At 44.7% G+C, this 13,093-nt stretch carries 11 protein-coding genes and 1 pseudogene; 5 read left to right on the forward strand and 7 right to left on the reverse strand.

Annotated elements, in window-relative coordinates:
- Positions 1-290: 290 nt before the first annotated feature.
- Positions 291-1,898, forward strand: coding sequence for an MltF family protein (locus FE785_RS07615; RefSeq protein WP_238696238.1), 1,608 nt, complete (start codon positions 291-293; stop codon positions 1,896-1,898).
- Here the strand turns inward: FE785_RS07615 and thiI are convergent.
- Both thiI and FE785_RS07625 read right to left on the reverse strand, forming a co-directional pair.
- Positions 1,873-3,324 (reverse strand): tRNA uracil 4-sulfurtransferase ThiI, encoded by a 1,452-nt coding sequence (thiI, locus tag FE785_RS07620; RefSeq protein WP_138565184.1) that lies wholly within the window; start codon positions 3,322-3,324, stop codon positions 1,873-1,875. The two genes, FE785_RS07615 and thiI, sit on opposite strands and share 26 nt — an antisense overlap.
- A 102-nt stretch (positions 3,325-3,426) precedes the next feature.
- Complete coding sequence (locus FE785_RS07625; protein WP_168188936.1) at positions 3,427-4,275, reverse strand: HDOD domain-containing protein; 849 nt, start codon at positions 4,273-4,275, stop codon at positions 3,427-3,429.
- Positions 4,276-4,592: 317 nt separating this feature from the next.
- On the opposite strand from FE785_RS07625, the gene FE785_RS07630 reads away from it, so the two are divergent.
- From FE785_RS07630 to panD, 4 genes and pseudogenes are all read left to right on the forward strand, one after another.
- Positions 4,593-5,564, forward strand: a complete 972-nt coding sequence (locus FE785_RS07630) for a class 1 fructose-bisphosphatase (RefSeq protein WP_138565186.1) — start codon at positions 4,593-4,595, stop codon at positions 5,562-5,564.
- Between the two features lie 87 nt (positions 5,565-5,651).
- A complete protein-coding gene (ppa, locus tag FE785_RS07635) occupies positions 5,652-6,176 on the forward strand; it encodes an inorganic diphosphatase (RefSeq protein WP_138565187.1) in 525 nt (174 codons plus the stop codon).
- A gap of 184 nt (positions 6,177-6,360) precedes the next feature.
- Positions 6,361-9,148: pseudogene (gene ppc, locus FE785_RS07640) on the forward strand (phosphoenolpyruvate carboxylase).
- 185 nt (positions 9,149-9,333) lie between these two features.
- Positions 9,334-9,732, forward strand: coding sequence for an aspartate 1-decarboxylase (gene panD / locus FE785_RS07645; protein WP_138565188.1), 399 nt, complete (start codon positions 9,334-9,336; stop codon positions 9,730-9,732).
- A 74-nt stretch (positions 9,733-9,806) separates the two neighbouring features.
- Here panD and FE785_RS07650 read toward each other — a convergent pair whose 3' ends face one another.
- From FE785_RS07650 to panB, 5 genes are all read right to left on the reverse strand, one after another.
- Positions 9,807-10,556, reverse strand: coding sequence for an OmpA/MotB family protein (locus tag FE785_RS07650; protein ID WP_138565189.1), 750 nt, complete (start codon positions 10,554-10,556; stop codon positions 9,807-9,809).
- Positions 10,540-11,049 (reverse strand): MotA/TolQ/ExbB proton channel family protein, encoded by a 510-nt coding sequence (locus FE785_RS07655; RefSeq protein WP_238696411.1) that lies wholly within the window; start codon positions 11,047-11,049, stop codon positions 10,540-10,542. Before FE785_RS07655 ends, FE785_RS07650 begins: the two co-directional genes overlap by 17 nt.
- Before the next feature lie 34 nt (positions 11,050-11,083).
- Entirely contained in the window at positions 11,084-11,314 is a 231-nt protein-coding gene (locus FE785_RS10885; protein WP_238696239.1) for a MotA/TolQ/ExbB proton channel family protein, read from the reverse strand.
- 62 nt (positions 11,315-11,376) lie between these two features.
- Positions 11,377-12,240 carry a pantoate--beta-alanine ligase gene (panC, locus tag FE785_RS07660; RefSeq protein WP_138565190.1) on the reverse strand — a complete coding sequence of 288 codons (864 nt, stop codon included), beginning with the start codon at positions 12,238-12,240 and terminating at the stop codon, positions 11,377-11,379.
- Between the two features lie 46 nt (positions 12,241-12,286).
- A complete protein-coding gene (gene panB, locus FE785_RS07665) occupies positions 12,287-13,078 on the reverse strand; it encodes a 3-methyl-2-oxobutanoate hydroxymethyltransferase (protein ID WP_138565191.1) in 792 nt (263 codons plus the stop codon).
- Positions 13,079-13,093: the final 15 nt, after the last annotated feature.

Consider the following 13,093-nt stretch of genomic DNA (forward strand, 5'->3'; position numbering starts at 1 on the left):
ATATCAATAAGTTAACCATATTCGCAGACAGAGCATTGAGACTTAATACAGATTAACTTCTGCATTCATCTTTTATACCAATTTTTAGATCGATTTTTTCAATCGTGGCAAACCATAACAACTTTTAGGGGTAAAAACAAATTTATTGATATACGACTACAATGCAAAACACGCTAAGCAACAAGCGCAATATTGACTAGAGACCTTAATTTATAAGCGAAATTAAGTTGTTGCAACATCGGCCAACTTTAATAGAATAGAACCAACTTAATTGATATTGAGATATCTCTTTGCTGAACTTGCACTTAAAAAGCCAAGACAAACCTTTTTCGCCCCCCTTGCAAAAAAAACTGTCTATTGGGCTCGTACTTATCGGTGGTGCCTTACTTTGTTTCAGCCACAGCTTCGCTGCCAGTATTGACAACAACAACGCTTTTCCGAAAACGGTCAGCGATCGGATCTACCAACCCTTCAAAGGTGATCTGGCCGATATTAGGGAACGCCGTATCTTGCGCGTTTTGGTCAGTTACAACAAAACCAACTTCTTCCATACCAAACGCGGCAACCGAGGGATAGAACACGACCTGATTAAAGCTTACGAAAAGTACCTCAATCGTGGCCCTCGTAAAACCCGCTATAAAACCCATATCGTGTTCTTGGCTCGACCATTTGAAAAGCTTTTACCAGACCTGCTTGCCGGTAATGGCGATATGGTCGCCTCTGGATTGACCATTACGCCTGAACGCCAGAGCTTTATTGATTTTACCGAACCTTATATCGAAAACGTTGATGAAATCCTAGTTTCCAACAATGAAAATCCGGCGCCCACGAAACTCGAAGAACTTGCCGGCAAGCAAGTCATAGTGGTTGCCAACAGCAGTTACATTATCCACTTGGAAAAGGCCAACCAATCTTTAGGCTTGCTTGGCTTGGCGCCGATTGAAATCGTCAAAGCCGATTCACTTTTGGAGGCTGAAGATTTATTGGAAATGGTCAATGCCGGCCTGTTTGACTATACCGTGGTGGACAATCATATTGCTGAAATCTATAGCAAAATCTTCAAGAACCTGCGCCTACAAAATGAGTTTGTCTTCCATCATGGCGGCAAGATTGGCTGGGCGTTAAATAAAAATCTCCCTGACTTAAAAGAATCACTTAATCATTTTATTAATGATTATGCACGACCAGGAAAACTGCTCGGCAACAGCCTGTACAAAAAATATTTTAAAAACCCGTTTTGGATCAAACAGCCTCTGAGCTTAAATGCGCTCACCGAAACGCCTTGTTTACAGTATTACTTTGAAAAATACGCTATTTTCTTTGATTTTGACTGGTATCTGATTGCTTCACAGGCCTATCAGGAGTCAGGCTTTAAACAGAACCTGAGAAGCTCTGCCAATGCCGTTGGCATTATGCAGATTAAACCCTCCACAGCCGCATCGAAAATCGTCAATATTCCCAATATCTCAAAAATGGAAAACAACATTCTCGCCGGGGTGAAATATTTGGCATTTATCCGCGACTACTATTTCGATAAACCCGAATACAGCAACGAAGACAAAATCAATTTCTCTTTAGCTGCCTATAATGCCGGACCGGGCCGCATTCGCAAGCTTCAGCGCCTAGCCGAAAGCAAAGGACTAGACCCACATAAATGGCACTACAATGTTGAAGTGATCGCCCGCCAGGAAATCGGTCACGAAACGGTGGACTATGTCACCAAAATCCAAAAAACCAAAATCGCCTTAAAGCTTGCCAAAGAACTGGCGGAGAAAAAGCATTGGTTGAAAAACCAACGCATTGAAGAATTTCAGGAGGCTGAGCAGGAAAAGTCCGAGGCCCCCACCAATCAGGAAAGCCCAGCAAAAACCTTTATGCAAGCGGTCGATAAACCTTAACGTTGATAAAACCGGCATCACGTAAATACTGAGCATGCAATTGACTCATCACTCCCTTATCACAATAAAGCAGGTAAGTTTTTTGCTGATCCAGCGCTTTGAACTTTCGATTCAACTCATGAAATGGAATATTCAAAACCTCAGCATCAGCCGTTACGCTCAACGGCCTATGGTTCACTTCCGCTTCACGGCGAATATCGATAACGACTTCATCACCAATGTGATTGACCACCTCGACCGGCGCCTGCTGATTAACATCTTCAATGATCTTATCCACCGGCAGACTCACCGCCTGATCAACCGCTTTTTCCAACACACTATAATCAAAACGTTTGGCTTCCTTTGCCATACGCTCAAATGACGCGTTAGTCACAGGGTTTTTTGAAATCACGCCACAATACTCCGGCATATTCTCGGCAAACTCGCGGGTTCCGATCTTATCGGCAATCTCGACGATTTCCGGCTTATTCATTGTTGCCAGTGGTCTTAAAACCAATTTATTACTCACCTCATCAATCACCGCGAGGTTGCGTAATGTCTGGCTACTTACCTGGGCAACACTTTCCCCCGTCACCAAGGCATCAATTCCCATCGCATCGGCAACCTTTTCCGCCGCCATCAACATCAGGCGTTTCAATGTGACGCCCATATAACTCTCATGAGTTGCATTGAAAATCTCCGCCACCACTTCTTCAAAAGGCACCGAAACGAACTGCACTCGGTGTGAGGCACCGAACTGGCTCCATAAATACAAAGCCACCTGCTTAACGCCGACTTCGTGGGCCGCACCACCTAGATTAAAAAATATAAAATGGGTTTTCAGGCCACGTTTCATCGTCAAATAACTGGCAACCGTTGAATCGAATCCTCCAGACATCAGAGAAAGCACATCACCCTGCATTCCGATTGGAAAGCCTCCCAGTCCAGCCTGACGCTTGGTAATAACATTCAAAGTATGCTGGTGCAGCTCGAATTCGACTTTAACCTGAGCATTGTGCAGATCAACACCTGCGGGCTCACCCTTTTCATAAAGGTAAGCGCCGACAAAACGCTCCAGATCAAATGAACTGACATCATGAGTTCCGCTACGTTTGGCACGGACAACAAAGGTTTTACCGCTAATGCTTTGCAAATGATGCAAAGCCACCTTCTCACCGATTAACTCCAGGTCTTCGCCTGTCTGGTATTGCACCACTTCCAGATACTGCTCAACCCCGGGGGTTTTCTGCAAAGTATTGCGCACCGCATCAATAAAGACATCCTCACATTCGACTTCAATCTTATCCCAGAAACGCTTCACCACAATCTCGCCATCGATACGGTGCAACAGGGTTCGCAGGTTTTCATAAAGCATGGTAATCATGCGCTTTTTAACCGGCCCACCCTTAATCATAATTTCTGGAAATAACTTAACAATAAATCTCATGTTCTGACTCTTTAAGGCTGCTGTAATTCGCAGCGAATTAATTTTCTGTATGGGTTTTGTAGCGACTGACCTGAATGCCAAACCTGGTTTTAGCCAGGATCTTTAAATCTGCGCGATCAAACTATTGATAATGACACTTTTGCGCACTTCGTTGATTACCGACGACTCGATCATCAACACCTCTTGCGCATTCATCATCATTTCTTTGATTTCCGTGCCGATATAAGAACCGAAACTGACTTCACTGACAATGCCGTTGGCAAGCTGAATCAAAGCGACCAATAATCGTACCTTGTCATTTTCAATACTGTGCAGATCTTTTTGGTGATGCATCATCACCAATTGACAGATATCCGCATCCAAATTCCATTTTTTTGCCACCAACAGTCCAAACACGCCGTGGTTGACACGGAAAATCAACTCTTCTTTGTGCACACCACTGTAATAATTGGTTAAGGTATTGAAAAAGATCTTTTCGTACTTGGCAAAACGACTGGCAAGCATAATCGCACCGGAGTTATGAAACAAACCGGCCAGATAGGCTTTATCGGGGCGCACCTCAACAATATAGGTCGACAATTCACAAGCCACCCGAGCGACATCAAAGCTGTGTTCGATAAGCGTTTCAAAAGCCATGTTTTTGACAACGCTCTTAAACGCCAAACCAACCACCAGGTTTTGCAACTGGGTACTACCTAAACGGTCTACCGCAGCACGAATATTTTGCACCGGCTGTGCTCTTTTACCGACAAAACGCGGATCATTCGCTAGTTTTAGCAACTCACCGCTTAAAACGGTATTGCGCCCTATAATACGCGCGACTTCGCCGAAATCTGGAAACTCAGTTGATGCAAACAAGGCTTGTAACTCAAGCACTTCCGTGGGCATAGCTGGCAACGGGGTATCAGCAAGAATCTGCTGCGCTATCTCTAATTGTTGTTTGATATCCATAAATCGAATAAATCCAAAAGTTCCCGTCATTCAGCAAAAAAACTAGCATAAGGTTCTAAACAGAGTATTTTAACACCCTCCAAAACAGATAGCCTAATGAATAAAAAGCAAAACAGGCCAAACGTCATTATCTTAAACCCATAGAACCGATATATCTGACGCGCTATTTTCTTAAAACAAGCCGCTTTCCCTCTAGAAAAGGGCGGGATACAGAGATATTTTACAATGTAAAACCATTCAAGCAGATTGAATAAAACAGGTTAAACGTGTTAGAATTGATTGGTTTAGCAACTTAAATTAATACAGAGAGATTCTCGATGAAAAGATTAGATCAAGTACTAGCTAACGATGGCGTTGGCGCTGAGTTAGAACTAGTAATCAAAGACGTAATGGTCGCTTGTAAAGATATCGCTTACAAGTTGGCTCAAGGTGAACTAGCTGGTATCTTAGGTGCAACTGAAGATGAAAACGTTCAGGGTGAAACACAGAAGAAACTAGATGTTATCTCTAACGACCTTCTTAAAGACATCCTAATCGCTAACCCATACGTTCGTGGTATCGGTTCTGAAGAAGAAGATTACACTGTTGCCGGTAATGCCGGTGGTAAGTACCTAGTTACTTTCGATCCATTAGACGGTTCTTCGAACATCGATGTTAACCTTTCAGTTGGTACTATCTTCTCTGTACTTGAAGCTCAAGACGACCAGTCTGGCGACAACCAGGAAGTTTTCCTGCAAAACGGTCGCAAGCAAGTAGCAGCCGGTTACGTTCTTTACGGACCATCAGCACTTCTAGTTATGACAACTGGTAACGGTGTTAACTTCTTTACTCTAGACCGTAACATCGGTGAATTCGTATTGACCAAGTCAAATATCCAGATTCCTGAAGATACAGCTGAATTCGCAATCAACATGTCTAACCAGCGTTTCTGGGAACCAGAAATGAAGCAGTACATCGATGACTGTCTAGCTGGTGAAGAAGGTCCTCTAGGTAAGCGTTACAACATGCGCTGGGTTGCTTCAATGGTTGCGGAAGTTCACCGTATCCTAGTTCGTGGCGGTATTTTCATGTACCCATACGACAGCCGCGACCCATCAAAAGCTGGTAAACTTCGTCTAATGTACGAAGGTAACCCTATGTCTATGATCGTTGAACAAGCCGGCGGCGCTTCTTCAACTGGTCGCATCGACATTATGGATGTTGAGCCAAAAGGTATCCACGATCGTGTACCGGTTGTTCTTGGCTCTAAGAACGAAGTCGCTAAAGTAGTGGCTTACCACTCTAAATAAGCTGCAAACGCTTTTTTAGACTGAGAACACCCGCGCTCTGCGGGTGTTTTAGTTTATTAATTTGCCTAATTGATTAAGGAAACAATCATGGGATATTCAGCAGTTCCTGCCGGTAAAGATGTACCGAACGATGTAAACGTAATTATTGAAATTCCTGCGTTTGCACCACCAATTAAATACGAAGTGGATAAAGATACCGACCTAGTATGGGTTGACCGCTTACAGGGCGCAACCATGTCCTACCCAGCTAACTATGGCTATATCAACGATACCCTATCTGATGATGGTGACCCGGTTGACGTTTTGGTTGTGACACCACACCCTCTAATGGTTGGCTCGGTGATTCGTTGTCGTCCAATCGGCATTTTCAAAATGACCGATGACGGTGGTCAAGACGCCAAGGTGATCGCCGTACCGGTTGATAAACTATCGCCAATCTACTCCAAGATTGAAAAGGTAGAAGACATCCCTCTACTTAAAGAGCAAGTAGAACATTTCTTTAGCCACTATAAAGACCTTGAGCCTGGAAAATGGGTTAAAGTTGATGGCTGGGGTGATGTGGAAGAAGCTCGTCAAGAGATTCTTAACGGGGTTGCTCAATACAACAAATAAGCCGTTATTGACCTTCTATTAAAACCCTCATTATTGAGGGTTTTTTTTCGTCTCGCAAAAACAATCACGATAAAACTCAAAAATCACACATTGTTAAAAGGAATTCATCCACTATCTGGTTAATTTTAATCACTCTTTCTGATATAATTATCTACTAATTTGTGTTTAAAAACTGAGAGTAATAATGGCAGCCGAAATTCGTGATAAGCAATTAAGAGCACGCGTCAAACTTCTGGGAAATATTCTAGGGAAAGTCATCACCAATCAAGTCGGTGAAGACATTTTCAATGCGGTTGAGAAACTGCGTACCGGTTATATCAAACTACAGAAACAAGACGACCCTGAATTGCGTCAGGAACTGAAACAGTTTATCGAGTCACGTAAACCTGATGAACTGACCATGATTATTCGCGCTTTCAACCTTTATTTCAGCCTGGTAAACCTTGCCGAAGAGGAAAACCAGTACCATGAAAGACAAGGTCAGTTGAAATCGGACGGCCCTTTATGGACAGGTTCGGTGCTAAACACCATTGGTGAATTCAAAGAGCAAGGCATGAGTGCCGAGCAGGTGCAAACATTACTGGATAAACTGAACTATATTCCGGTATTCACCGCTCACCCTACCGAATCAAAACGCCGTTCGGTGATGGACAATCTACGCCGTATTTTCTTGGATATCGGTACGCTTAACGAAGCCGACACCTACAATAACGAATACGCTAAAGAAGCGCTCTATCAACAGCTTGAATCACAGATTCAAGTGCTTTGGCAAACCGACGAAGTGCGTCGCGTTAAACCAACCGTTGAAGATGAAATTCGTAACGGCATCTACTTCTTCCGCAAATCTTTATTTGATGCGGTACCGACCGTTTATCGCTATATGGAACGCGCTTTAGCCAAGCACTACCCAGATGACAACATCACACCAAACTTTTTTGACCTTCGGTTCCTGGATTGGTGGTGACCGTGACGGTAACCCGTTTGTCACACACGATACAACGGTAGGCGCTCTTTTATTGCAAAGCCGCGCGGTGATTTACGAATATCAGAAACGTGTTTTTGACCTTAGCTCAAAACTGACCCATTCACGCTTTTTGTGCAATATCTCGCAAGAGGTGATCAACCGCTCAACGATTGTCGATGCCGACCTTGTGCAGTTTGTCTTCAAAAAACGTCCAGAGCGTTTTAAAAACGAACCATACCGTCGCTTCCTGTATTTGATGGAAGGACGCCTTAAAAAGAATTTGGAATATATCGAAAACTGGCTTGAAGGAAATAAAACCGAGAAGAGCCCGTTTGCATACCAGTGTGAAAATGAACTGCTTGAAGACCTTGAGTTAATCTATGACTCACTTTGCGCGCACGGCGATAAAAATGTTGCCAATGCCGAACTGCAAGATGTCATCCGTTTGGTGAAAACTTTCGGTTTCTACCTAATGCGTCTGGATATTCGTCAAGAATCAAATGTCCATAGTGATGCGGTCGCCGATATGCTGAGTCACCTTGGTATTGACTATAATGCGCTATCTGAAAAAGAGCGTGTTGAAGTGCTGGCTGAACATGTGTCGGCAGCAACCATCATCGATACTCAACACCTTGATTTAGACGAGATGACGGTAGAAGTACTGGAAGTCTTCAATGTTATCCGTGAAATGCGTAAAGAAATCAGTCCAAAAGCCTTCAACAACTACGTTGTTTCCATGACTCATGAAGCCAGTCATGCGATGGAAGTTCTGTTCCTAGCGCATCAAGCGGGTCTTGCCGGCTACAATGCAGGGGAACCTTATTGCGATATCAATATTTCACCGCTATTCGAAACCATTGAAGATTTGGCACACATCGTTCCGGTTACCGAAGCCCTGTTCGCCAACCCGACCTATAAAGCCTTACTGGAAGCTTCAGGCAACCAGCAAGAGATTATGCTCGGTTATTCGGACTCGGCTAAGGACGGCGGTAACCTGTCATCGGCCTGGAGTCTTTACCAGGCACAAAAAGAGATCATGAAACTGGCCGACTCTTACGGCGTCGATTGTCGTTTGTTCCACGGTCGTGGTGGTACGGTTGGCCGTGGTGGCGGTCCAACACACCATGCTATCCTATCGCAGCCAACAGGCTCGGTTCGTGGTTCAATCAAATTTACCGAACAAGGTGAAGTACTGTCTTATAAATATAGCAACTCGGAAACGGCTAATTATGAGCTGTCTCTAGGAGTTACCGGTTTAATGAAGGCGAGTACGGGTCTGGTTCAAAGCGTGACCAAGGATAAACCGGAATATCTGGAAACCATGAAGCAACTGGCAAAAGACGGTGAGTTCAACTTCCGTGAATTGACCGATAACACCGAAGGTTTCTTTAACTTCTTCTACGAAGCGACGCCGGTAACCGAGATTGGCTTATTGAATATCGGTTCTCGTCCGTCACACCGTAAAAAAGGCAATCTATCGAAATCTTCAATTCGTGCGATTCCGTGGATTTTCGGTTGGGCGCAAGCCCGTTTGACCTTCCCTGCCTGGCAAGGTACCGGTTATGCGCTGGATAAATGGATTCAAGAGCACGGTGATGACAGACTTCAGGAAATGCATGAAAACTGGCCATTCTTCCGCGCGATGTTGAGCAATATCCAGATGGCGCTATTCAAAACCGATCTGTCGATTGGTCAAGAATACAGCAAACTCGGAAGTGATCAGCAGGTAGCTCAGACAGTTTATCAATTGATTGCCGACGAGCATACCCGCTCTGTACAGCGAATTCTGGAAATTACCGGTAACAGCTATCTGATGGAAGAAACACCAGCAATCGCATTATCGCTGAAACGCCGCAACCCTTATTTGGTACCGCTGAATAATATTCAGATTGTATTGCTGGAACGCTACAAAAACGAAAGCATTCCTGAACAGGAACGCGATATCTGGCTAACCCCGCTGCTAAACAGCATCAATGCGATTGCTGCGGGAATGCGCAATACAGGTTAACCCTTTGCAAAATGGGCGACTCTGATACGCGATTAATTCAATGCCTGGGCTTTAACTAGGCATTAGAATTTTATTAAAATAGCAGTATAATAGGCAGCCTTATAAAATTTCGCTATGCTTGGATCCATAAATCAAGATCCACGATATCTGAATGGAGATCCCATTCTGCGAACCAAGAGATTACTATGCAAGTTACGTTATTAAAATCTAAACTACATCGAGTTACTACCACTCATGCCGAACTGGATTATGAAGGTTCCTGTGCTATTGACGGTCACCTTTTAGACCTTGCCGGTATTCGTGAGTATGAACAGATTCAGATCTATAACGTCAATAATGGCGAGCGCTTTACCACCTATGCCATACGTGGTGAAGACCATAGCGGTATTATCTCGGTAAACGGTGCAGCGGCGCATAAAGCTTCTGTGGGTGATTTATTGATTATTGCCACCTATATCAGCATGAGCGAAGCCGAAGCGGATAACCATAAACCTAAACTGCTCTACTTTAATGACAAAAATGAGATTACTCATACCAAAAACACCATCCCAACGCAGATGAATGGTGTGTCAAAAGCGAGTTAATCTTTAGTTAACATCTTGAGCAATAAAAAACCGGGTACAAGCCCGGTTTTTTATTGTCCGCAGTTTTTTAATAGCTATGGCATAAAGCTGTCCGGAGTAATCAATATCTCTACACGACGGTTTTTGGCATAGGCTTGCGCTGTATCGGCTTTATCAACAGGTCTGGTATCCGCCAAACCGATTGCCTGAGCCTGATCAGGGCGAATCACATGATCAGCGATTAACTGTTCAATAACGCTTGCAGCACGCGCACTGGAAAGCTCCCAATTGGAGTGAAAACGTCCACCGTAAATAGGCTGACTATCGGTATGACCCAAGACCTGTAGAGCGATCTGCTGATCTCGAAAACGATACAGTTTTTGCAATAACTCAATAAAATGACTTTTTAATTCCGCACTACCTGAATCAAAAGCGATTTGCTCGGGAAACACCAGCTGAATACGGTTCTCTTCGGCATTATAGGAGATGCGAATTTCACTATTCTGATCAGCTTGTTGATAAAGCGACTGCAACTGCTCGTATAAAGGCTTCAAGCTCTGCTGCGCAATGTTATCGGTCTTTACCTGCTCGGTCTTAGGCTGGATTTTTTCAATGATTGCGATATCCGATTTTTCCAATGACTGGAAAAACTGTCGTTGCTCAGGTGTCAACTCGCTGCCATGACCCAACGCCTCGGTAAGCGACTCAACAATAGCCTTATACTTGGGTACATCGATAGTAGACATGGCAAACAACAATACGAACAATGCCATCAGCAACGACATTAAATCGGCAAATGTCGCTAGCCAAGGAGCCCCGCCAGAACCTTTATTGCGCTTCACCATACTGCTTAACTCCCTTCACACCTTGTAGATAAGGTGCCAATAGGCCTCGCATCACTGCCGGATTATGCTCTTTACCAATACTGTCAATCGCTTCAATAATTAACATCTGACGATAGCTGGTATTTTGCACCCATGATTCGATTTTATCCGCAGTCGGCAGCGCAAATAAATTAGCAATCATGGCACCATAAAGTGTTGTTAACATCGCCACCGCCATGGCTGGACCAATTGCCGCAGGATCGCTGAGATTGGATAACATCTGAATCAAACCCACCAAAGTACCAATCATTCCGAACGCCGGAGCCGCATCCCCTATTGAACGAAAGACACCGGCACTGGTTTCGGCTTTTTCAATTAACAGCTTGTTTTTCTCCTCCAAAGTCTGCCTCACCAGCTTTGGGTCATAACCATCCACCAACATGCGAATACCGGTCTGGTAAAAGGTGTTATTGATCTCATAACCGTCCAATGCCAGCTTACCCTTGGCTCGCATCAAGCGAAGCAACTCTTCGGTTAAATCGACCAACTCAGGGAGTTTTTTTGATTTCCGAGTCCACCTTCAAGACACAGAATGACATACCGATAGCTCTATAGCTGTCCTCTACCGAATAACGAATCATGGTTGCCGCGGCAGTTCCACCGACCACGATCATAATGCCCGGGACATTGATAAAAATCTCAATCGAAGAACCTAAGGACATCGCAACCAAAATGATTGCCATACCTAAAATCAAACCGATTAATGTCGTAAAGCTCATAAAACCTCTTTTGTTAAGGAACGAGCGTCATTTATGGAAAATTCCGCTTGTTGATAAGGCCATTAAGCGCCCAGAAAATCACTGATCAGCAGATTATCGAGCAATCGGGTATCGCCCAATCTGGCAACCGCCAAAATCACCAGTTCCTCGGTTGTGTTCGTCGCCGGCAAAAGGCTGTTCGCATCGCAGACCTGAATATAATCAACGACATCGAATCCATTCGCAATGAGCTGGCTTGATGCTGCCGCAGATAAGGATTCATAGTCATGATTACCGGAGGCAATCGCCTGCGCGATATCCAATAATGCGGCATGCAGTTTCGGCGCGATAGCTCTTTGTTCAGTATCCAAATACTGGTTTCTCGAACTCAAAGCCAAGCCATCTTGGTCACGGGCAATCGGTGCACCGATAATCTCGATCGGCATCGCCAGATCGCTAACCATCTGCTTGATCACCGCAAGCTGTTGAAAATCTTTCTGGCCAAAAACCGCCACATCGGGCTGCACCATATTAAACAGCTTGCTGACGACGGTACTGACGCCATCAAAATGTCCAGGACGACTGGCACCTTCCAACAAACCGGTTATCTGCGGCGGCACAACAACTTTGGATTGTTGCAATCCACCCGGATACATCTGTTCTACAGAGGGAAAATAAAGTGCATCGGTCTGCATGGTTTGCAAAGCTTGCTGATCCGCTGCAAAGGTACGCGGATATCGGTCAAAATCCTCATTTGGCCCGAACTGCATGGGGTTAACAAAAATACTCACAACCACTTTGTCACAGTGCTGCTGAGCTATTTTCACCAAACTCAGGTGTCCCTGATGCAAATTCCCCATGGTTGGTACGAAACCGACCCTATGGCCGTTGGCTTTCCACTGTTTGACCTGTTTACGCAAACCCTCTAATTGTTCAAAAACCTGCATGCTGTTTATTCACTCCAATCACGCTAAGCAAAACCGCTAAAGGCCACTAGGCCAACACATATTCATCTGCAGGAAATTGCTTTTGTCGCACTTCGGCGACATAGGCTGCAATTGCTTTTTGTACCGTACCCTGCTCGGCCAAATAATTTTTGGCAAACTTAGGCAATTTGCCAATGGTCACACCTAAAATATCATTCAAAACCAGAACCTGTCCGCTGGTATCAGCACCGGAACCGATCCCGATGACAGGAATGTCTAAGCACTCGGTAATCTGTTTCGCCAAGGCTTGAGGAACACATTCTAAAACCAACATATCCGCTCCGGCCTGTTGCAATGCCTGAGCATCATCCAATAAACGCTTAGCGGTTTGAGAATCTTTCCCTTGTATCTTATAGCCATGCTTTTCCACCGACTGCGGCAAAAGACCCAAGTGACCACAAACAGGCACCCCTAAGGACGAAAGCGCTTCGACAATAGGTAGCACACGCTGCCCACCTTCAAGCTTGACCATATTCGCCAAGCCCTGCTTCATCAATTGCGCCGCGGTTTGCAATGCGACCTCTAAACCGGCGTCACTCATAAACGGCATATCGGCAATACACCAGGCGTTTTCATTACCGCGCTGTACCATTCGCGTATGATAAATCATCTCCTCAACCGTGACCGGTAAGGTGGTTTGCTGACCTTGCACCACCATGCCCAGAGAGTCGCCGACAAGGATAACGTCCACTCCTGCTTGGCTGACCCAATGAGCATAGCCGGCATCGTAAGCGGTCAAGCAGACTATTTTTTGCTGCTGTTGATGCATTTTTTTAAGTTGTGAAAGCGTTATTGTCATATTAAATTCCTGGCC

The sequence above is a fragment of the Thiomicrorhabdus sediminis genome, assembly GCF_005885815.1.
In the GTDB taxonomy this organism is placed as follows: Bacteria; Pseudomonadota; Gammaproteobacteria; order Thiomicrospirales; family Thiomicrospiraceae; genus Thiomicrorhabdus; species Thiomicrorhabdus sediminis.